Raw genomic sequence first — 21,314 nt, 5'->3', positions numbered from 1 at the left:
ATAAGCCCGTTCAGAGAGTAGAAAGAGATTGCTAAGATTTCCCCTGATTCAGATCAGTAATTCGATGTTTTGATCAACCTCATAAGTGGGAGCTTCGGAAGCACCGGCCCGGATTTTATCGTTTGACGAGAAAAGGCCGACGCGTTCATCCAAGGGATCAGTCCGCTTCGATTGTCAAAGCGGGATTGCATGCAGGTGGCTAATGTTAGAGCTTTTCCTGAATAGGAGCTCTGGCTGGCTTTGACGCTGGATCAAACGGAATTCTGACGTATGTGTTTTAGGATGATCGCTGCGCTCAACTCCGGACTTTCGCGTTGGGGAAAGTGACCAACGCCATCGAGCAGGACACGATGGTAAGGAGACGTGAAGTAGCGCTCCGCACCATCTGTTGTGTCAACGAGCTCACAATGATCCTCACGGCCGTGTAACAGAAGCGTCGGAGTATTAAGCGTCTTTGTGGAGTCGAAACGAGACTGTAGGTCGGCATACTGCGGATCTTGCTCCGCGTGTCCCCAGCGGGAGCGATAGCCGTGCAGCACGACATCTTCGAAATCTTTACCCTCCCAACTTTTGGCGGCCGCAGCCAAATCACTGTGCTTGTACCATCCGGCAGGGCTCCAGGCATCCCACTGTGCTTGCCCAAATGCGGTTGGGTCCTCGCGGAACTTCTTCTCGCCTGGATTAGTGCAGAGAAGCCACTGATACCAGAATGCTTCAGCCTGCGGGAACTTCGGAGGAGACGCTTTGCCCGGTTCAAAGGGCACGGAAACAGCGGTCAAAGACCTAAGCCGCTTTGAGAACAAAGCTGCGAGAGCGTAACCCGTCCTCGCACCCCAATCGTGTCCGATGAAGTGAAACCGTTTGATATCGAGATGATCTGCCAGGTGGATGATGTCCTGAGCAAAAGCGACTGGCTGGCCTGTTCTACGTGGCTTGCGACCAAGTAATGGATCACGAAAGCTACACGGCCCGTATCCGCGAAGGTATGGAACGATCGTTTGGTAGCCAGCCTGGTGCAATAAAGGAAGAACCTTATCCCATGTGCGCGGCGAATCCGGCCAGCCATGCACGAGGATCAGCGGCTCACCCTTCGTGGGACCGGTTTGTTCATACGCCTGGCGAAGCACTTTTGTCTTGATCTTTGAGACAGACATTATGACCTTCTTGCGAGAGCCCTCTTCGAAGGGCTCCCACAAACATCGTTAGCTGAGGACTGGCGTACTGATCGGCTCTCGCGGACCGCCAACGAACTGGAGCAGCTCTTCGTTGAGGCGATCAGCTGCCGTAAGGAAAAGCCCATGTGGCTCGCCGTCGTACTCAGTGAGTGCGGCGTTCGGAAGAATCTTCACTGATCTCCGGCCCGAAGCATCGATCGGCACGGTGTTATCGCTTGTCCCGTGGATGACAAGAACAGGGATCGTGATGCTCTTCATCTCCTCACGAAAATCGGTCGAGGACCAGGATTTCGCTGTCTGCAACGTCGAGCGGAGCGAACCCGTCAACGCCATCGATTGCGTCCACTCCAGAACCGGTTCAGAGACGGTGTGGTGAACTACAGATCTTCCATAGAACTTAGGTCCAAACTCGTTGAGGAACGCCGGACGGTCTTTGCGTAGGTTTTCTTCAATTTCTTCGAAGACCTTCGGGTCAACGCCGTCTGGATTGTCGCTGGTTTTCAGGAGGTACGGAGTAACCGCCGAAACCAGAACGGCCTTGGACACGCGCGCGGATCCATAGCGGCTGAGATAGCGAACGACCTCCCCGCCTCCCATCGAGAAGCCGACCAGCGTGACCTCCGTAAGGGCCAGCTCTTCCAGGAGTTTGTTTAGATCGGATGCAAGCGTGTCGTAGTCGTACCCAGACCAAGGCTGTCCTGAACGGCCAAAGCCTCGCCGATCATAGGCGATGACCCGGAGACCATGTTCAGCCAAGAAGTTCGTCTGCTTGTCCCAGGAATCGCCGCTGAGTGGCCATCCATGAATCAGTACAACTGGTTTTCCCGTTCCCAAATCACGATAAAAGATCTCTGTTCCGTCTTCTGTCACTACATATGCCATGGATGACTCCCTTTGCGTTATGAGGTCTCGTGGATGGCTGACGACCTACTGTCGCCAGCCAGAATGCTAAGCGGCGTTTGGTTTGAGGATCACCTTCGTCCAACCATGGTCGCGGTTGTCAAAATGCTTGTAGGCGTCGGGTGCCTCCGACAGGGGCAGGCTATGCGAGATGATGATCGACGGATTGGCTTTACCTTGGTGAATCAGATCGCGGAGACGGCGGTTGTAGGCCTTTACATTGCACTGGCCGGTTCCCACTTTCTGACCCTTGAACCAGAACTTGCCCATGTCAAATGCGATCTGTCCCTTCTGCGCGAGCTTGTCGTCTGAGCCTGGGTCCTGCGGGACGAACACCCCGACGACACCGATCTGTCCTGTTGCTTTAACCGCATCGACAAGCGCGTTCATGACGAGGTTAGGGACTTCTTTACCCTTCGAGTTGTGGCACTGGTAGCCGATGCATTCGGCGCCACAATCAGCGCCCCAGCCACCGGTGGCCTCACGGATCTGGTCGCCGATCTCACCGTCCTTAGTGTTAATGGGAGTTGCGCCAATTTGCTTTGCGAGGGCAAGACGATCTTCCTGACCGTCTACGACAAAGATCTGGGCTGCGCCTTGAATGCGAGCCGACATTGCAGCCATGAGGCCTACCGGTCCTGCCCCGTAGATGACAATGGACTGGCCAGCCTCCAGGTTGGCGAGTCGCGTGGAATGCCAGCCGGTTGGGAAGATGTCCGACAGCATGACATAGTCGTTTTCCTTCTCGTCCACGTCCGGCGGAAGCTGAAGACAGTTGAAGTCGGCGTAGGGCACACGCAGATATTGAGCCTGCCCACCCTGGTAGGGCCCCATGCCGGCGAAGCCATAGGCAGCTCCAGCCATACCCGGCATCACCTTGGGATCCGCGCAGGTCAGGCAATAGCCCGTGAGTCCATGTTCGCAATTGGCGCAGAAGCCGCAGCCGATGTTGAAGGGGAGTACGACCTTGTCGCCCTTCTTTACGGTGTCGACAGCTTTGCCGACCTCGACGACTTCGCCCAGGTTCTCATGACCAAGGATCTTGCCCTTTTCAACGTCTGTCCGTCCTTCATACATGTGCAAGTCGGAGCCGCAGATATTCGTCGTCGTGAGCTTGATGATGACATCGGTAAGCTTTTCAATCTTTGGATCGGGAACAGTGTCGACCGAGACTTTCTTCGGTCCGTGATAAACAAGCGCTTTCATAATTCTCCCCTGCTCTTACCTCAAAATATTTGGTTGTGATCGAGGCGTTCGTTCGACCAAAGAGTTCAGAACCCTCACTTGGGAATGGCTTCCGTCTTGCAGCCGACACGGTGGGCGGTTCACAGACAAGTGCTTCTGATGCAGATTTAGCAGTTGGGGATTAGGGCTTGAGGCGTTTCAGGATGTCAACAGGATCGTTCATCTCCGGAACTTCCTAAACGCGAGCTTAACCGCCGTCAGAGCACAATGGAGGGCATTCCACCGCACCCGAAGTAAGTCGGGCCGGTATTGGTGCGGTTTCGCAACTCCATCGGGAAGTATTCACAGGCCGGCTCGACTGTGCCAAGAGTGGCCCTTTTACGAGTCCGCCACGCTGCGGCGGTTCGCTGGCGTGGACCCGGGCGTGGCTCCGGCGCCAGATGAGACGAGCGTGCTGCGCTTCCGCCATCTGCTCCAACAGCATGACCTTGGCGTCGCTATGCTCGACGCGGTGAACCTACATCTGGCAGCAACGTCGGCGGCCAACGTCTCGGACGTACACATGCTGCCGGATCGGCTGCCTGGCGAGGGACGCAAGGTATGGGACGACGGCAGCTATCAAGGCCAGACCAAGGCCATCCGTGAGGCCGCACCCAAGGCTCAGGACATGAGCTGCAAGCGAACCAGGTTCAAAAACTATGTCGATGAAGCGGCAAAGAAGAAAAATACGACGAAAATAAAAGTAAGAGCGAAAGTAGAACACGTCTTCCGTATCCTGAGGCGCGTCTTCGGCTTCGACAAAGTTCGCTACCGAGGCATCGCCAAGAACCATCACCGGCTATGCACTAACTTCGCCCTCATCAACCTGTACCTATCTCGCAAGCACCTGGCAGGGCTGGCCGCATAGCGCCCGAAAAAGGGCAACAAGTCTTCAACGCAGCGCGAACCCCAGCCAAAACCTAATACAGGACGCCAGTATCGCAATAAACTGGCGACCGACTCAAGCCGTTTATCGATAACGTCAAATCAGCCGCCTGCGCGGAGTCTCCCTAGGAGCGAAGGGTTTGTTGAATGTTTCAATCGTCACCTATTCGATTGCCGGATAGCTCCATTGTCGTGATAGAGTGCGTTCTACATAGGGAACAAAAGATAACAAGAGCTGGAGGACAACCGCTTGGCGCTCACGATCACCGGTCTCTCAAAGACGTATCCCAATGGCGTGAAAGCGCTAAAGAATCTCTCGTTGACGATCGGCGACAACATGTTTGGCCTTCTCGGCCCGAACGGCGCAGGGAAAAGCAGCCTGATGCGGACGGTTGCGACTCTGCAGGATCCCGACACAGGCACGATCTTCCTCGACGGCATCGACGTGCTCAAGGAAAAGGATGCCGTCCGGAGGGTTCTCGGCTATCTACCGCAAGAGTTCGGTGTTTACCCCAAGATGTCGGCACTAGATATGCTTCAGCACCTCGCCATCATGAAAGGCGTCACAAACAAGACTGAGCGCAACCAAATGGTCGACGCACTGCTGAACCAGACCAATCTCTGGGCCGCCCGCAAGAAGGCGCTCAGCACATACTCTGGCGGCATGAAGCAGCGCTTCGGCATCGCAGGCGCTGCTGGCCAACCCGAAGCTCATCATCGTAGACGAGCCCACCGCCGGGCTTGACCCCGCAGAGCGCAACCGCTTCCTGAACCTGCTGAGCTCCATCGGTTCGAATGTGACGGTCATTCTCTCGACCCACATCGTCGATGACGTCCGCGAACTTTGTCCGCGCATGGCTATCATCGCCAGTGGTGAAGTGCTGCTGGAAGGTTCGCCAGCCCAGGCCCTGGATGAGTTGAAGGGCAAGATCTGGAGCAAGGTGGTCTCCACGGACGACGAACTCCGCTCTCTTGAGACCAGCCTCAATGTCATATCGACCCACCTCGTCGGCGGTCTTCACGAAGTCCGCATCTACGCCGACGTGAATCCGGGCGAAGGCTTCACTCCTGTCGACTCCGGCCTTGAAGATGTCTACTTCCTCAACCTCGCCAGCCAAGCGGCAAAGAACTAACCCCAGACGAGACAGGAGACCAGCATATGACCCAGTTCTGGGAGTTCTTCACCTTTGAGCTCAAGTTTCGTGTCAAGAGTATCTCGACCTATGTTTACTTCCTGCTCTGGTTCACGTTCGAATTTCTCTGCATCGCCAGTGAGAGCTTCGGCCCGATCGGCAATGCCAACGGAAAGGTTCTCCTCAACGGTCCGTACGCGAACACCTATAACTACATAGGCGCCAGCTTCTTTGGCGTCATTGTCATCGCAGCCATCTTTGGCACGTCGATCCTGCGGGACTTCCAGCGCGACACGATTCAGATCCTTTTCACGAAGCCCATTTCAAAGGTGGCCTATCTGGGCGGCCGCTGGGCTGGATCGTTCGTCACCACGGTATTCGCTTTCTCCGGGATGCTCTTCGGCGGAGTACTGGGAACATTCGCACCCTGGGCCGACCATACCCGCATCGCCCCCAATCATCTCTTCTGGTATCTGCAGCCGTTCTTCTCGGTTTCGATTGTTCAAATCTTCTTCCTTGGGTCGCTCTTTTTTCTCGTCGCCGCGCTCTCACGCAAGATCTTTATCGTCTATCTCCAGGGCGCCGCACTCTTCATTCTTTACTTCATTGGCTCAAATGCCGTTCTGGCGAACCAGACCCTGGAGCGTTTCTGGCCTGCGATCTTCGATCCGATCGGTTTCGTCTACAGCGATTCCATCGCCCGTTACTGGACGGTCGTCGAGAAGAACAGCCAGCTCTTTGCGTGGTCAGGCGTCTTCCTTTATAACCGCCTGCTCTGGAGCGCAATTGGGCTGCTTAGCCTGTTGGCGGTCTGGAAGCTCTTCCCCATTTCCGTTGAAGCGCTGACCGCAAAAGCAAGCAGCAAGCGCGCCAATCTGCGGCGGGAGCAGGAAGAGGCGGTCAGGCCTCGGCGCTCGCTCGTTGCTGTTCCCCTCCCCCGTGTTCAACAGTTTTTCGGCTCCGGAACCTCCTTTGCGCAGTTCCTTTCACTTACCCGCATTCGTATCTCGAACATCGTCCACGAGATTCCCTTCTGGGGAATTCTCATCTTGATGATCGCGCTGGCATGCGTCAATGGCCACTACGCCGGTCACTTTGCTGGAGAAAACGTCTGGCCTGTCACCTACCTGATGCTGCAGTCCGTCGAAGGTGGCGCAAGCCTCTTCTTCTATATCGTCGCCACACTCTACGGCGCTGAACTGATGTGGCGCGAGCGCGACACACGCTTCGACGGTATTCACGACGCGCTCCCAATGCGCGAAACCACCGACTGGCTCTCAAAGCTGACGGCCCTGTGTTTTGTCGAGCTAGTCCTGCTCACCGTAGCCGGCATCTGCGGGATCACTATGCAGACGGTCGCCGGCTACTACCACTACGAACTCCTTCAGTATGCGAAAGAGCTATACCTTGTCGCATTTCCGCAGGTACTGATCTTCGTGCTATTGGCGCTTTTTGTTCAGACAGTGGTCTCGAACAAGTTCATCGGGCACGGTATCGTCATCCTAGTCTTCGTCATCACGCCCATTCTTTCAAACTTTGGCTGGGAGAACACTCTTTATCTGCCCGGCAATACGACGTCTGTCACCTACTCGGATATGAATGGCTACGGCCACTTTGTGCAGGCACTCATCTGGTCTAGCGGCTACTGGCTTGGGTTCATGTGCGTACTTGGTGTGATCTCGGTCACGCTCGCTCGCCGCGGGTCGGAAACCGGCTGGGCCGCACGCTTCAAGCTTGCCGGCCAAAGGGCTCCACGCCTTCTCCCTGCGGGCATCCTCTTCCTGCTTGTGACCGTTGGCAGTGGATTCTGGTTTTGCTACAACGCACACGTCCTGAACGTCTACATCAACGCGAAACAAGGCAGAAAGATCCAGGCACAGTACGAGCGCGAAAACAAAAAGTACATACATCAGCTACAACTGAAGCTCATTGCAGTCGACACTAAGGTTGATATCTTTCCCGAGCGCCGTTCGTTCGCGGGCTCCGGCCACTTCGTTCTGCAGAACAAGTATCCGACCCCGATCTCACAGGTCCACATCTCCGACGCACATTCCGGTGCCTTCGGCGCAATCAATACTGAGCCCTCGATCCAGGAGATCAGCTTCAACCGACCGTTTCATGTCGTCTCGGTCAGTTCAAATCGCCAATACACGATCTACGAGTTCAATACACCTGTGGCTCCAGGTGAAACCGTAGAGATGACCTTCAAGGTCAGTCACACTTCCCGCGGCTTCAAGGATGGACACGAGTCTCCTGAATTCGCTTACTCAGGAACCTTCTTCGACCAGGCATGGTTCCCCAACATCGGATACGACACCGGTGTTGAGTTGCAGGATCCGCGCCGTCGTCGCGAAGAACATCTTGGCGAACTTGAACTTCTCCCTCATCGCGGCGATCCATGGGGATCGTTGATCAGCCAGGACTACATCAAGTACCGCACCACCGTCAGCACCTCCGACTCCGACAACGAAGGCCAGCCGCAGATCGCTATCTCACCGGGCTATCTCCAGAAGGACTGGCATGAGAATGGCCGCCACTACTTTACCTACGACATGGGAGATGTGCCCATGGCAGCGTGGTTCAGCTTCAATTCGGGACGCTACCAGGTCACTCGCGACGTGTACCAGGGTATCAATGGCCCTATTAAGTTGGAGATCTACCACGTCCCCAGCCACACATATGACCTAGATGACATGATGCAGTCCTCCAAGGCGAGCCTTGCCTACTACGAGAAAAACTACGGCCCCTACCAATTCAAGCAGTACCGCATCATCGAGTACCCCCGTTATCGCCAGTTCGCTGAGTCTCTTGCAAACACTGTGCCTTTCTCGGAATCCATCGGTTTCATCGACCGCGTCGAGAAGCCCGACGACATCGACTTCGCCTACTTCGTCACCGCGCATGAGTTTGCGCACCAATGGTGGGGTCACCAGCTTATCGGCGGCAATGTTGAAGGCTCGAACATGATGTCCGAGTCGCTGGCCGAATACTCCGCCCTTCGCGTGATGGAGAAGAAATACGACACTGACCGAATGCACAAGTTCCTGACGCATGAACTTGACGGCTATCTCCGCGGGCGAGCCGGGGAACTCCGCCATGAAAACCCTCTTGTGCTTGTCCAGAATGAGATCTATGTGTGGTACCAGAAAGGAGCAATGGTACTGTACGCTCTGTCCGATTACATTGGAGAGGACAAGCTCAATGCCGCGCTGCATGACTTCCTCATGCAACATCAGTATCCTAATGTCAACACCACACAGGAAGTTCCCTATCCCGACACGCGTCAACTTGTAAACGCGTTGCGTGCAGTGACGCCACCGGAGTATCAGTACTACATCACCGACGCTTTTGAGAATATCGTTCTCTACGACAACAAGGCTCTCACCGCGACCTATGTCCAGACATCTGATAAGAAGTACAAGGTAACGCTCACCGTTCAGGCGCGCAAGGTCAAGGCCGACGGCAACGGTACCGAATCACCGATGCCCCTAGCGGATTACATCGACGTCGGCGTCTTCTCCGGCAAGAAGGACCATGAAAAACAACTCTACCTGAAGAGGGAAAAACTCACTCAGGAGAAGCAGACCTTTGAGATCGTGGTCAATGAACTGCCTGCCCGCGCTGGCATAGACCCTTACAACAAGCTGATCGATCGCGTGTCCGACGACAATGAGATTGATGTCAGCAAACCGTGAAGACTGAACGGTTCCTAGGTTGCACGGAGAGACACGCTTAGGAAGGATCGAAAGGGACGTCAGCCGCCTATTGCGACTGGCATCTACATCACCCCGCGATCAATAAGCGATGCAGGAAGGAGCCTGAAGTTCCCTGAGCTCCACTCTCGGATAGATCGCGATGGATCGGAATGAACCAAGAACTGTATTCGGACTTCAGATCCTCGACCGCAACCAATGAGAGTTAGGTGATTTATTCGGCCTGCAGCGACTTATCCTTTCGAAGCTAACTGCAGAAGCGACCACCCATACGCGATCGGCGCCTGTTTTCAGTCGCAATACCAAATCTGCCAACGAAGTGGGCAATCTCTTTCATCTCCTCTGGACTGACCAGGCGATCGAGCAGTTCAAACTCGACTAGAACCCGAACATCTGGCCGTTTACGACAAAACCGCCGAGATATCCCATTAAGTTGAAAAGGTACGTAACGGTAGGTAAATTCTTACCGACGTTCCATGATCGTCCATACCCTGACTGCTCTCCACTTCTATCCGGCCGCCGTGTCCCTCTACAAAATTCTTAACAACAAATAAGCCAATTCCAGTCCCGATAGCGTTGCGAGTAGTGAAAAAGGCCTCGAACATTTTGGGGAGATTCTGAGCAGCAATTCCTACCCCGGTGTCCTGAACGATTACAATCACGCCCTCTGACGCAGCATCTTCCACTGAAAGTGAGAGTACGCCGCCGGAGGGCATCGCATACATCGAATTCGTTATCAGATTAGAGATGACCTGCATTATCTCTACTCTCCGCAGCACCAGAATCTTATCCGACTGGAACGATGTTAAAATCTGGATCCCTTTGAGCGCGCACCGCGGTTCATAAATCTTAATTGCGTCTTGTGCGAGCTCTGAAAGGGATATCGGACTTGCCGTTGTGTACTCCCGGTAAAAGCCAAGGGTCTGTTTCGCTATGTGAGAGACACGCGCGATCTCACTTTCCGCAGTCGTCAGATAATTGATTCCGGCTATATCGGTTACAAGAGGCCGCAGGAGGTAGAGAAGGTTCGTGATTGCTTCAAGAGGATTATTGACCTCGTGGGCGAGGGTGGAAGCCATTCTTCCTGCAGCTGCAAGCTTTTCGGCCTGCAACAGCGAATCTTCGATTCGCTTCCGATCGGACATATCTCGCAGGATCTTCGAAGCACCAATTACAAAGCCTTGCTCATCCTTGATAGGCGAGACAGTGAGGGAGACCTGGAGTCGCCGCCCGTCTTTGGTCAGACGGAGGGTTTCGAAATGTTCAGCCCTTTCCCCGGCCCGTACCTTGCCAATAATAATGGCTTCATCCGAATGAAGCTCCGCAGGGATGAGCCTGAGGATAGATGTTCCAACCATCTCTTGAGCGGTGTAACCAAACACGCGGCTTGCACCCAGATTCCAGCTTGTAATGATCCCGTTGAGGTCTTTACTCAGAATGGCGTCGTCCGATGAGTCAACGATCGCAGCGGCTTCAGCAAGCCGTTTCCACATCGTCTGTTGCGTCGCCGCCACTTCGCCGAGCCGCCGCTCGGCTTCTTGAGAAGCCTTGAGTGCCGCTTCAAGGCGTGAGACTGTACTGCGTTGTTCGAGTAAGCTCTCAACTTGCCGTGCCAAGGCTTTAAGAGCTGACACCTGTGCGGAAGCGAGTTGCCTGGGCTTGTCGTCGAATACACAAACGGTTCCTAGGACGTGCCCGTTCGGTGCCACTATAGGCGCGCCGGCGTAGAAACGAATCCGTGGGCCATCCAACACAAATTGATTCATTGAAAAGCGGGAATCAAGAAGTGTATCTTCGATGATCAACGGATCGGGCTGGAGGATAGTGCAGGCGCAAAAGCCGTCCAAACGACCTGTCTCGTTGACGCCGAAACCGGCCTCAGACTTGAACCACTGCCGTTCTTTATCAACAAACGTGATCGTGGCGTAAGGTGTTTCGCAAAAAAATGTCGCCAGCGCCGTTACATCCTCATAGGCTTCTTCCGGCGAGGTATCGAGGATGTCGTAGGAGTGTAGCGTTGCCACTCGTTCCGCATCGTCGTCTGGAGCAGGTGCGGAAAGCATTTTGCTCCTCCTCAATACCTTTCGATTACAGCACTTTGCCGGCTGGAGGACAAACTAGATTTGGTATTCGTCTGCAACTATTCGGGCACGAGCAGATCGTCCGAAGCGATTGGTATGGCAGTCGACGTCTCCTGAAGTTGAGACAATGTGCCACTGTCCGAGTCCTAGAAGTTGAACTGACTCTGACCCAGAGTGGTCGTGCAGCTTCAGTCAGCAAAGGGAACTCGGAATGCATCGATTCCGAGTCAACCCTTCGATCTGTGAAGTCGTTTCAACGGTGGTCCCACGCGATTCTGCTGCGCTCGACTATCTGGGGCTGTAGCTTCCGCCGGGGTTCCCATAACCCGTTCCAGTACCGCTCTTAGGGACTCTTTCCCCCGTGGGCTGCGGGCCACTCGGATTCGCAGCCCCGGCTCCGGCATGAACACCTGAAGTTGGTGAGCTGCTACCCTCCGAGCCACTTGGACCGGTGCCGCCACCCGCATTACCGTTTCCGCTTATATTGCTTGGATTGGGCCGTCCGCCACCATACGTGGCCGATCCGTGCCCTGCTTGGGAACTTTGCCCGTTGGGGCTCCAACCGTTGCCATGATCACTGCTAGGGTAAGAGGGTCTCCCGCCCGCATTCGATCTGACTCCACTCTCCTCGCGATATTGCTGTACTTCGTGTCGGATTTCATCATGGCGCAGCGCGGACGCGGTGAAACCCGAACCCAAATATCCAAAGCCATAGTTCACGCCACCATAATAACCAACGCTGGTGCCCCAACGGCCTGCCTGCCAGGCAAACCCACCAGGTTGCGGTCTCCAGTAACCCGGTGTCCAAAGCATGCCGGCAGATGGGGGCATGAGCCATGATCCTTGAATCCAGGCATACCCAGATGCATTGCGCCCCCAATGACCTGGAGCCCATACAAAGGCCTCCCCGGGTGAAGGCGGCTGTGCATCTATGCGTATCTGTGGAGGACCTATGGTGACGACGATCTGTGCGCTTGACTTGAACGGGGTGACGGTCGCAAGAACTAGGGAGAAAACCATCGCAAGGCTAAGGGAAGGGCGCTTCTGTCGATATGTCATTGGCATGCTACTACTCTCTGAATCGTAGGTGAAGTGTTTGAGAAAGGCTGTCGATGGTGGTCTGCCCGATCTTTTGTACCGGTTAGCTTGTTAGTTTAGCGCAGCGAGTTTTGTCGATATCTCACCGCCGTCGAGGGTGTGGGGAAGTGGTAAGCGCACTCTGCTTTCCACTTCTCCATACCCTGTTTTGATCTCGTGTGGCCACGTCTCTGGAGCGGGCGACCGGTAGCCCAGCGAGGAGTGTGGCCGGATGGTGTTGTAGTGGATGCGCCAGCGTTCCGCCAGCACCTGCACCTCCTTCAACGAGTAGAAGATCTCACCGTTGAGGAACTCGTCGCGCAGCTTCGAGTTGAACGATTCACAGTAGCCGTTCTCCCACGGACTGCCGGGTTCGATGTAAAGCGTCTTGGCTCCGGTGCCGGCGAGCCACTTGCGCAGATCGTGGGCCACGAACTCAGGGCCGTTGTCTGATCGGATATGTTCGGGCACACCCTTGATCACCATCACATCGGCCAGTGCCTCGATCACTTTGGCACTTGACCAGCGCCGTTCCGGACGTACCAGCAGGCTTTCCCTGGTGTGTTCATCGATTAGGTTTAGCATTCTCACTGTCCTTCCATCATGGGTCTTGGCGCTCACGAAGTCGTAGCTCCAGACATGGTTGGCGTGCTGCGGGCGCAATCGTACGCATGACCCGTCGTTGAGCCATAACCGTCCTCTCGGCTTCTGCTTTTTTGGAACCTTGAGCCCCTCACGACGCCAGATCCGTTCCACCCGATCCTTACCAACGCTCCAGCCTGTACGCTGCAGCAAGGCTGTGATCCGTCGATAACCATAGCGCCCGTACCGGGCTGCCAAAGTCACGATTGCGTGGGTGAGTCTGTCCTCGTCGTCTCGCTGTGTCGGCCGGTAGCGTTGCGTGCCCCGTGGCTGTTTCACCACCAGACACGCGTGCCGCTCGCTCAGACCATGCGATTGCCGCGCATGGCCCACCGCACAACGTCGCCGCTCGGGGCTTAGAAGTTTCCCTCCGCGATGTCCTTCAACACCAGCTTCTCCAAGCTCAGGTTCGCCACGAGACGCTTCAGCTTCGCGTTCTCCTGCTCCAACTCCCTCAGCCGCCGGGCCTGGTCCACCTTCAACCCACCGAACTCCCGGCGCCACCGGTAGTACGTCTGCTCCACGATCTCAGCTTCTTTACAGGCTTGCGGCAACGTCTTGCCGTTCGCCACACCAACCTCAACCTGCCGCAACAGGTTCACAATCTGCTCTGCCGTATGCTTATTGCCTCGCGCCATCGAAGAATCCTCTCCATTCCAGTTTTATCGTTCCTAACTGGTACAGAAAAGGCCGGGCATTCCAACTGGAACATGGGAGAAGTTTTCGGATGGGGCGGCGCCACGCAACGGTCGTATCAAGTGCGGCACGGAATCAAATGGTGGCTTCCGTAATATTTCTATCTCGAACTGCGTTATCGAGGGCTCGAAAGGCATCGCAATCGAAAGTGCCGATGGTGCCATTATTGAAGACATTGCCATCTCCAACATCACGATGCGTGACATTGTCGACGCATCTCTCTTTCTTCGTCTTAGCCGACGTAACCGTGGTCCCGAAGACACCATGCGGCCGGGAAGCCTACGACGTGTTCTGATCGCAAACATCGTGTCGAGTAACTCTGCCGCGTCCACCGCATCGGTGTTCTCCGGCATCCCGGAGAACGCGATCGAAGATGTGCAGGTCTCGCACTGCTACTTCCAGCATCGTGGACTTGAGCCATCCAAAGATCCTTTGAAGCCGTCGCCGGACTGGCGCACCCGTCAGGTACCGGAGCTTGAGGAGGCATACCCGGACTTGAACCGATTTGTCCAGACGTCATCGCACGGTTTCTTCATTCGCCACATGAAGCAACTTTCAATGTCTCAGGTTGAGATCGCTCCGCTCAATCTCGATCCCCGGCCGGCATTCTGGTTGGAGGACGTTCAACGTGCCGACTTCTTTGCGATAAACGCACCGCGCCAACCCAACTTCGCGCTTCGCAACGTGACCGACTTACGGATCCTCTGGTCGCGCGCAGCAAGTGACGCTACCCTTCAGCACGTGGTCGATCAGACTCTATAGTGAACACTGTAAGTCTTAAAGAATTTTCCGCATCAATAATCAGTTTGATAGTGGGTCAGCTGTTGTCTTACTGTTCAACGTGCGTCCGGCGTGTGTACTATCCTATAGGCTCCAAAAGAAAGGCAGTATGCTCAGACTATTTCTTCGGCGCTTTATAAACAAACCGGGTTGTGCCGCCCTGTTGATGATCCTTACTTTGCTTGTGATGCCCGTCTTCGGGCAGAGTGCCGACGGCAAGTGGATCGGCGTCCAGCGTGTGTTGGACAACGGCGAGAGCGATCGAATTTTCCTTGATCTCCATCAGAAGGGTTCTGATCTAACCGGAACCGTCACTACGCTCGGGCATATCTACCAGGTAAAAGGCACAATGGCGAATGGTCATTTTGCTCTCTTTTCTTCTCCGCAAGACTCTAAGCCCAAATTGACCGGCGAGGTCGACGGTCAGACCTTGCACCTCACGCGGGATAGCGATAGCTTCGCAGCGCAGCCAGCCAGGCCCGGAGACGAATACCCGCCGTTCGAGCATATCGAACTGCCTGCACTGCACAACGTCCCGCCGAACGGGATGGCAAAGACTCCGCCCATGGGATGGAACAGCTGGAACCTCTTTGAAAGTCGTATCGACGATAAGACGGTTCGCGAGATAGCCGATGCGATGGTGACCAGTGGCATGCGCGACGCCGGCTACGTGTACGTGAACATTGACGATACTTGGGAAGGAGTACGCGACGCTCAGGGCAACCTGGGGTCGAACAAAAAGTTTCCGGACATGAAAGCGCTAGCCGACTATGTCCATTCAAAGGGTTTGAAATTCGGGATTTATTCCTCCCCCGGACCGCGTACCTGCGCGGAATATCCCGGCAGCTATGGCTATGAAGATCAGGACGCAAGAACGTTCGCGGCATGGGGAGTCGACTACCTGAAGTACGACTGGTGTGGCGCCCGGATGACCTTTAGCGTTGAGGACCTGCAAGCTGTCTACCAGAAAATGGGGGACGCACTCTTGAAGAGTGGCCGTCCCATTGTCTACAGCCTTTGCGAGTACGGCAACGGACACGTTGAGACGTGGGGCACGAAAGTCGGTGCCAATCTCTGGCGCACAACCGGTGACATCCACGAGCCATGGACCAGTATGATCGGCAACATTACAAAACAGATTCCCACCGCTCCCTTTGCAGGGCCCGGGCACTGGAACGACCCTGACATGCTTGAAATTGGCAATCACCACATGAGCGATGACGAAGACCGAACCCAAATGAGCCTCTGGGCTTTGACGGCTGCCCCTCTCCTCGCAGGAAATGACATCCGCTTGATGCCCGCGTCCACACGCGCGATACTGATGAATGCAGAGGTGATCGCAGTCGATCAGGATGCACTCGGCCAGCAGGCAGTCCCAATCAAGTCAGGAGGTCTAGACATGTGGGTGAAACCTCTGGCCGACGGCTCCGTTGCAGTCGGCATGGTGAACATGGGTGCCACTGAGGCCACTGCAGAGATCAAGGCAAACGAACTAGGTCTTGGCACGCAGGTCAAGTCAGCCCGCGATCTCTGGAACCATACAAGCGTCGCGTTCCATAACGGTGCGTACTTGGCGAAAGTTCCATCCCATGGTGTGCTCATGTTGCGAGTGAGTGGCGAGAGGCAGATGTGAGTGTCACCCGCCGTAATTTCTTGAAGACAGCTGCATCTGCGGCACCCATCACCGTACCCGCGACCTCCATAGCTCAGGGCGTCCCTTCTTCCCAAAAGCGCGCCGCGAGTCACGCGATAGGTCTGCTGCGCCGCCCCGACTACGTCACCGCCCGGTTCGGTAACCGTGATGTTGTGAAAATGCAGTATTCGGCAGGCGCATGGACTTGCCCCGGGGTTCGGGTTTCAGCGGAGCCAGCGCAGGCTGGTGCCCGTGCAGAACTGCCGGTCACTGTGTTCAACGACGGTAAAGATCTAACCTTCCTTCATATCCGTTGGAGCGGCACGGAGGACGCGGGCGTTCTGCGCCGATGGATGATGGCCGAAGGCCTGTGGCTGTCACGAACGCAGCGCAGGACCTTCCACCAACCTCGACTGCGGGGGGAGAGCTACGGGGAGCTGATCCAGATCGATGGCAGCGACCATCGCTGGTTCGAGCAGCGTGGCGAGCCTTGCACGCTGTTGGTCTTCATCGACGATGCGACCAGCAAGCTGATGCAGCTGCGCTTTGTCGCAAGTGAGAGTACGTCGTCCTAATTCGAAGTCCTTCAAGGCTATCTTGAGACTCATGGTTGCCCTGTTGCGTTCTACTCGGACAAGCACTCCGTCTTCCGCGTCAACAGGCAGGATCTGAAGAACGGTTCCGGGATGACGCAGTTCGGCCGTGCGCTCGCAGAACTGAACATCGAGATCCTGTGCGCGAACTCCAGCCAGGCCAAGGGACGCGTGGAGCGGGCCAATCGCACGCTGCAGGATCGTCTGGTAAAGGAGCTGCGCATGGCGGACATCTGTGACATGAACGCCGGCAACGCTTTCCTGCCGAAGTTCGTGGAGCAGTTCAACGAGAAGTTTTCCGTTCCCGCAGCAAGAGCTGAAGACATGCATCGCAGACTGAACGTGCAGGCATCCAGGCTTGCCGATATCCTGTGCCATCACGAACAGCGCCACGTAAGCCAACAACTCAGCCTGGCCTACGACCGTAGGCAGATCATCCTGGAACGAGGCGAGTTATCGGATGGGTTGGCTGGCCAGTACGTCGAGGTCTATGACTTCAGCGATCGGCCGCTTGAGGTGCGATGGAAAGGCCAGTCGCTTCCCTACCGGATCTTCAGCAAAGACCAGCGCGTCACTCACACAGCCATCATCGACAACAAAAGCTTGAGACACGCACTCGCTACTGTGAAGGCGCAACAAGACATGAAGCACTTGCCTCAGATCTTGACCAACAGCGCCAAGAACGGATACAAAAAAACCCGCGCAGCGTCTACGGGCCAGATTACAAACCGAAAGTTGAGGCTGCGCCTGCGGTGGAAATGACGGCCTGATGGAAAGAGAGGAAAACATAAAGCCGTTTCCCTCTCTTCCCCACAGTCCTTGGAAATCGACAAAGACCGTCGATTCCCACATTACGCACCGCACCGACGACTACGAATCATTATTAGTAATAACCAGTAAATAGGCCTACACTGACACTTCTAATGGGCTGATTACCCTGTCATTTCTAAGGCTCTTCCGTACATTTGGTGATTCTTTCCAGCGGCTCTTTGCAGGCGTAGCAAGGAGGTAGCACGCTGGAGGTTCCGGATGGTTCGAGGGACGTTGCTACCGAGCACTTCTGAAGTTGAATTGGTTTGTTTGCGGCCCAGGACTGGGTTGATTGAGGTTGAGCTTCGAACCTCTCGCCCTCTCTCTTGCTGCCCTGTCTGCGGTACGGCTTCGCGGCGGGTTCACAGCCGGTATCTACGCAGGCTGGGCGATCTGCCGTGGGAAGGTATTCTGGTCTCGATCCTGCTTCAGACCCGCAAGTTCTTCTGTGTTGTCGAGACTTGCCGCCGGCGGATTTTTTACCGAACCGCTTTCCGGCACCGTGCTCCGCTATAGTCGGCGGACGCTGCGTTCTTGTGAAGCTCTGGACTGGATCACGGTTATGATCGGCGGTCAGGCCGGAGCTCGGCTGGCCCGTCGTCTCGGCCTGCTGGTCAGTGGCTCCACCTTACTGCGGCAGCTTCGTTGCCGCGCCCGATGTGCGCCGGTCGTGGCTCCGCGTGTACTCGATATCGATGACTGGGCGTGGCGAAAAGGCCATCGTTACGGCACTATCCTGTGTGATCTGGAGAGCCGCAGGGTGATCGATCTGCTGCCGGACCGGGAGGCTGGAACTGTTGCTGCGTGGCTCCGGGAGCATCCTGGCAGTGAGATCGTGAGCCGGGACCGAGGCGGTATTTACGCTCAAGCCACACGGTTGGCCGCGCCTGGAGCCGTACAGGTGGCGGATCGCTGGCACCTGTTGCGGAACCTGAGCGAAGCACTGAAAAACGCGCTCAGTCCGCATCATCGACTGCTCACACAAGCAGCGAGAAGCAGCATGGGGGAGGTTCCAGGCGTCGTCACATCTCCGCAACCTTCGGTTCCGCCGTGGGAGTTACGGGCCAGCCTGCGCAACCGGGAGCGCCGGTTCGGCCGCTACAAAGAGGTGCGTCGGCTGGGCCAGACAGGAGCGTCCCATGCTGCGATAGGCCGGCAGCTGGGCCTCGATCATCGCACCGTACGCAAGTTCCTTAGAGCCGAGACGTTCCCCGAAGCGCAACGGAGCCCACGTCCAGGCATCGTCGATCCTTATGCCGAGTACCCCGGCCGACGGCTTGAGCAGGGCTGCAGGAACGTGTCCCGACTGTGGCGCGAACTGCGGGAACGAGGCTTTCACGGGTCAACTTAACATCGTAAGACGGTGGCTTCGCTGCCGGCGTGGCTACCACCCGACCTCGGCTGCAGCCGCTCCACGCAGAGCTGCACCACGTATCTCAGTCCGGCAGACGAACTGGCACATCCTGAAGGAAACGCCCTCCGCTCAGACTTATCTTGAACAGGTCTACCAGGCTTCACCAGAGGTGTCTGTCGCGGCCAAGCTGGCCAAAGAGTTCTTCCGACTCATCACGCAGCGAGATCTTCCAGCCCTCACACCGTGGTTCGAGGCTGCGAAGACGACGGCACCGGCCGGCTTCGCCAGCCACCTGACCAGAGATCGAGATGCGGTTGAAGCGGCTCTCAAGCTCCCGTGGAGCCAGGGCCAGGTGGAAGGCCACGTCCATCGGCTCAAGCTCATCAAGCGCCAGATGTATGGCAGAGCCGGCTTCGACCTGCTCAGACTCAGAGTGCTTCACACCGCCTGGACAGGGCGGCCAAGAGCAGCCGCCCCAACTAAACCATCCTTCACCAAATGTACGGAAGAGCCATTTCTAATGAGCACCAACACATCGCGCAGTCCGCTACAACAAGAGTTCTCCTTCCCGGACTGCACCTCACATGTCTGCCGTCTCTTCTCCTGGAAAATTAAACAAACCCACAAGCGCTTTCACGCGTTCTTTCTGGCGGCCGGGAGGAAACCGCTTTGTTCTCGTCAGCTCCGCGATCCCATGGAGGCTCCCCCAAAACAGCTCAGAGACGATCTCCGGTTTCGAGCTCCGCCTCTGGAACAACTCAATGAATTGTGAAAAGGCGAATCGCAGCTCCGAAGGCGTCGCCGCGTCACCGAACGGGACACTCAGACTAAGCGTAAACATCGCTTCGTAGAGGGCTGGCATCGAAGCGGCAAACTCCAGATACGCGATCGCTGCCGCCTCAACTGTACTTCCCCGCTTGGCCCGCTTTCGTGCCTTCTCCATTGCCAGACCAAGCTCTTGGAACCCCTCTGTCGCAACGGCGGAAACCACTCCTTCGCGGCTTCCAAAATGAGCGTAGAGAACGGGTTGGCTGTAGGAGATTTCATCTGACAGCCGTCGAACGGTGACATTCGGCCACCCCTCAAGCTCAGCAATCCGCCGTGCGGCGCTGATGATCTGTGCCCTACGAGCCTGCTTGTCCCGTAATTTACGTTCCGCAATCCGATTTGGTGCCCGCTTCGCTTCCATGACTAGAAATATAGCACTGCTAGAAAAAGGACGAGTCGTCTTGATTTGGCTTGCATCTATTATAGCGTTGCTAGATTATCTAAATAGGAGACAATATATGCACAACGCTATTCCACTCGCCCTTGCCATTCTCGTCTCTGTCGGAATCATTGTGATCGGTTGTTTGTACGTTGGATCCCCAGAGCGCATCCTGGGAGGGTTTGGGCTCAAACCGCCTGCAGCGGACTCGGATACTCGCGCCTGGCTTCGTCTCAAGGGTATTCGTGATATTGCATCCGGGGTGGCCGTGCTCACCCTGATGTTGACCACCGACAGCCGGACCGTGGGCATAATCCTCCTTGTCCTTGCCATCATCCCTTTCGGTGACATGTCGAACGTGCTGAGCTCGGGCGGCCGGAAGGGGACGGCGTTCTCAGTTCACGGCCTGACTTGCGCCGTCATGCTCTTCGCCGGTCTTCTGCTGATCCACGCACTCTGAGGAACAGTCTCAAACCACTCGCCGTTCACTGCGAGAAGAACTCGCAATAAAGAGGAGCGTAGCCCTATGCAAATTCATATCTTTGTCGGAGCACTATCGTTTTGTATCTTCAGTCTTGGTCTTTTCCTTGGGGCCGGTGTGCGACCACTACTGATGCCCGCCATGAAGAGCGATCCGGCTCTTATAGGACCGATTGTTACCGGGATGTTCAGTCGATACAACGTTCTTGCTCTGGCGCTTTCGGGTGTGAGTCTCATTCTAGAACTGATGTCTTCTTCTTCGCGAACAGAGCGCTTCATCCTGATTGGACTAACGCTTCTTCTTGCACTGAAGGTTGCATTCGATAGTGTAATAAAGCGAAGAGAAGGGGCAGCCCAAATCCGGGGCAGAGGCGAAGAAGGTATGCAGCTCGATCTGCTCCATCAAATAGTGGAAAAGGCAACACTCGTGATCATCGTGCTTTCTCTGGGATCGTTTATTTTGAGCCTTCTCCAGGTTGGCGAACCATAAAGTAGTATGCGTTTCGGATAAATCAACTACAAAGGTCCCGTATGCACCTGATAGCAGCCGCAACCGTGTTCGTCGTACTTTCCCTCGTAGGCGTCGAGTTCTCAATTGCTGCCTTTGTTGACCCAACCTCATAACGGCTCGAGCCCGAACCGCAACTCACGATTCTCAGCCGTTTGGCCTCCGTACCCGGAAAAGTGATGCCGGTCTGGTATCCCGCTAGCGCACTTGTTCTCGGTGTCCAGACTTGGCTGCATTGAGCGAGCGGTTCTGCTTACTGCAGATGCAATCTGGCTTCTCGCCTCCCTAGGATCGATCCTATTCCTGGTCCCGCTTAATACCCGGATAGTACGGGGAGACGCCGATTGGCAGCGTATACACCAGATTTGGGATAAGAGACATCGTGTGCGCACGGCGGCTCTGGCCTTCGCGGCCTTGCTAATC

General features: G+C 55.8%; 13 protein-coding genes and 4 pseudogenes. 10 read left to right on the top strand and 7 right to left on the bottom strand.

Annotated elements, in window-relative coordinates; genetic code table 11:
* Positions 1-251 precede the first annotated feature (251 nt).
* The 3 genes from ACIX9_RS21520 to ACIX9_RS21510 form a co-directional block, all read right to left on the bottom strand.
* A complete protein-coding gene (locus ACIX9_RS21520) occupies positions 252-1,154 on the bottom strand; it encodes an alpha/beta fold hydrolase (protein WP_013572998.1) in 903 nt (300 codons plus the stop codon).
* A 48-nt stretch (positions 1,155-1,202) separates the two neighbouring features.
* Entirely contained in the window at positions 1,203-2,057 is an 855-nt protein-coding gene (locus ACIX9_RS21515) for an alpha/beta fold hydrolase (RefSeq protein ID WP_013572997.1), read from the bottom strand.
* 66 nt (positions 2,058-2,123) lie between these two features.
* The gene (locus ACIX9_RS21510) at positions 2,124-3,281 is read right to left on the bottom strand and encodes a glutathione-independent formaldehyde dehydrogenase (RefSeq protein ID WP_013572996.1); all 1,158 of its coding nucleotides are present in this window, start codon (positions 3,279-3,281) and stop codon (positions 2,124-2,126) included.
* A 358-nt stretch (positions 3,282-3,639) separates the two neighbouring features.
* Between ACIX9_RS21510 and ACIX9_RS21505 the strand changes: the two are divergent.
* The 3 genes and pseudogenes from ACIX9_RS21505 to ACIX9_RS21495 all read left to right on the top strand — a co-directional run.
* Positions 3,640-4,167, top strand: a pseudogene (locus tag ACIX9_RS21505) (transposase); the annotation flags it as partial.
* Positions 4,168-4,434: 267 nt separating this feature from the next.
* Positions 4,435-5,317 (top strand): annotated as a pseudogene (locus ACIX9_RS21500) (ABC transporter ATP-binding protein).
* A gap of 26 nt (positions 5,318-5,343) precedes the next feature.
* Entirely contained in the window at positions 5,344-9,012 is a 3,669-nt protein-coding gene (locus ACIX9_RS21495) for an ABC transporter permease/M1 family aminopeptidase (RefSeq protein ID WP_013572995.1), read from the top strand.
* A gap of 446 nt (positions 9,013-9,458) precedes the next feature.
* On the opposite strand, the gene ACIX9_RS21490 is transcribed toward ACIX9_RS21495, so the two are convergent.
* The 3 genes from ACIX9_RS21490 to ACIX9_RS25130 form a co-directional block, all read right to left on the bottom strand.
* On the bottom strand, positions 9,459-11,093 hold the full coding sequence (locus ACIX9_RS21490) for an ATP-binding protein (RefSeq protein ID WP_013572994.1): 1,635 nt from the start codon (positions 11,091-11,093) through the stop codon (positions 9,459-9,461).
* Between the two features lie 306 nt (positions 11,094-11,399).
* The gene (locus ACIX9_RS27820) at positions 11,400-12,131 is read right to left on the bottom strand and encodes a hypothetical protein (protein WP_408609740.1); all 732 of its coding nucleotides are present in this window, start codon (positions 12,129-12,131) and stop codon (positions 11,400-11,402) included.
* 129 nt (positions 12,132-12,260) lie between these two features.
* Positions 12,261-13,468, bottom strand: a protein-coding gene (locus ACIX9_RS25130; RefSeq protein WP_157478305.1) for an IS3 family transposase whose coding sequence is annotated in 2 segments (ribosomal slippage) — positions 12,261-13,201 and positions 13,201-13,468 — 1,209 coding nt in all. Because the reading frame shifts where the segments join, the coding sequence is not laid out codon by codon here.
* Between the two features lie 253 nt (positions 13,469-13,721).
* On the opposite strand from ACIX9_RS25130, the gene ACIX9_RS25125 reads away from it, so the two are divergent.
* The 5 genes and pseudogenes from ACIX9_RS25125 to ACIX9_RS27560 form a co-directional block, all read left to right on the top strand.
* Entirely contained in the window at positions 13,722-14,288 is a 567-nt protein-coding gene (locus ACIX9_RS25125; protein WP_198152249.1) for a hypothetical protein, read from the top strand.
* Between the two features lie 127 nt (positions 14,289-14,415).
* Positions 14,416-15,939 carry a glycoside hydrolase family 27 protein gene (locus ACIX9_RS21470; RefSeq protein ID WP_232298970.1) on the top strand — a complete coding sequence of 508 codons (1,524 nt, stop codon included), beginning with the start codon at positions 14,416-14,418 and terminating at the stop codon, positions 15,937-15,939.
* Positions 15,940-16,280: 341 nt separating this feature from the next.
* Positions 16,281-17,294: pseudogene (locus tag ACIX9_RS26100) on the top strand (ISNCY family transposase); the annotation flags it as partial.
* 267 nt (positions 17,295-17,561) lie between these two features.
* Positions 17,562-17,858 (top strand): transposase family protein, encoded by a 297-nt coding sequence (locus ACIX9_RS27565; RefSeq protein ID WP_332308646.1) that lies wholly within the window; start codon positions 17,562-17,564, stop codon positions 17,856-17,858.
* Between the two features lie 46 nt (positions 17,859-17,904).
* A pseudogene (locus ACIX9_RS27560) lies at positions 17,905-19,176 on the top strand (transposase); the annotation flags it as partial.
* A gap of 100 nt (positions 19,177-19,276) precedes the next feature.
* Here ACIX9_RS27560 and ACIX9_RS21445 read toward each other — a convergent pair.
* Entirely contained in the window at positions 19,277-19,885 is a 609-nt protein-coding gene (locus tag ACIX9_RS21445) for a TetR/AcrR family transcriptional regulator (protein WP_013572989.1), read from the bottom strand.
* Between the two features lie 97 nt (positions 19,886-19,982).
* Here ACIX9_RS21445 and ACIX9_RS21440 point away from each other — a divergent pair, with 97 nt between their 5' ends.
* Together ACIX9_RS21440 and ACIX9_RS21435 are read left to right on the top strand one after the other, a co-directional pair.
* On the top strand, positions 19,983-20,363 hold the full coding sequence (locus tag ACIX9_RS21440) for a DUF4267 domain-containing protein (protein WP_013572988.1): 381 nt from the start codon (positions 19,983-19,985) through the stop codon (positions 20,361-20,363).
* 66 nt (positions 20,364-20,429) lie between these two features.
* Positions 20,430-20,873: a DUF4149 domain-containing protein gene (locus tag ACIX9_RS21435; protein ID WP_013572987.1), complete on the top strand. Its 444-nt coding sequence runs from the start codon at positions 20,430-20,432 to the stop codon at positions 20,871-20,873.
* Positions 20,874-21,314 lie beyond the last annotated feature (441 nt).

The organism is Granulicella tundricola MP5ACTX9 (genome assembly GCF_000178975.2).
GTDB classification, from domain to species: domain Bacteria; phylum Acidobacteriota; class Terriglobia; order Terriglobales; family Acidobacteriaceae; genus Edaphobacter; species Edaphobacter tundricola.
Note: the sequence above shows the minus strand (reverse complement) of the source record. Positions and strands in the feature narration are given on the sequence as shown.

What these genes read in the sequence shown, in the direction of transcription:
- ACIX9_RS21520 (WP_013572998.1), bottom strand. Translation starts at nt 1,154, where the DNA reads ATGTCTGTCTCAAAGATCAAGACAAAAGTGCTTCGCCAGGCGTATGAA.
- ACIX9_RS21515 (WP_013572997.1), bottom strand. Translation starts at nt 2,057, where the DNA reads ATGGCATATGTAGTGACAGAAGACGGAACAGAGATCTTTTATCGTGAT.
- ACIX9_RS21510 (WP_013572996.1), bottom strand. Translation starts at nt 3,281, where the DNA reads ATGAAAGCGCTTGTTTATCACGGACCGAAGAAAGTCTCGGTCGACACT.
- ACIX9_RS21495 (WP_013572995.1), top strand. Translation starts at nt 5,344, where the DNA reads ATGACCCAGTTCTGGGAGTTCTTCACCTTTGAGCTCAAGTTTCGTGTC.
- ACIX9_RS21490 (WP_013572994.1), bottom strand. Translation starts at nt 11,093, where the DNA reads ATGCTTTCCGCACCTGCTCCAGACGACGATGCGGAACGAGTGGCAACG.
- ACIX9_RS27820 (WP_408609740.1), bottom strand. Translation starts at nt 12,131, where the DNA reads ATGGTTTTCTCCCTAGTTCTTGCGACCGTCACCCCGTTCAAGTCAAGC.
- ACIX9_RS25125 (WP_198152249.1), top strand. Translation starts at nt 13,722, where the DNA reads ATGCGTGACATTGTCGACGCATCTCTCTTTCTTCGTCTTAGCCGACGT.
- ACIX9_RS21470 (WP_232298970.1), top strand. Translation starts at nt 14,416, where the DNA reads ATGCTCAGACTATTTCTTCGGCGCTTTATAAACAAACCGGGTTGTGCC.
- ACIX9_RS27565 (WP_332308646.1), top strand. Translation starts at nt 17,562, where the DNA reads ATGGTTCGAGGGACGTTGCTACCGAGCACTTCTGAAGTTGAATTGGTT.
- ACIX9_RS21445 (WP_013572989.1), bottom strand. Translation starts at nt 19,885, where the DNA reads ATGGAAGCGAAGCGGGCACCAAATCGGATTGCGGAACGTAAATTACGG.
- ACIX9_RS21440 (WP_013572988.1), top strand. Translation starts at nt 19,983, where the DNA reads ATGCACAACGCTATTCCACTCGCCCTTGCCATTCTCGTCTCTGTCGGA.
- ACIX9_RS21435 (WP_013572987.1), top strand. Translation starts at nt 20,430, where the DNA reads ATGCAAATTCATATCTTTGTCGGAGCACTATCGTTTTGTATCTTCAGT.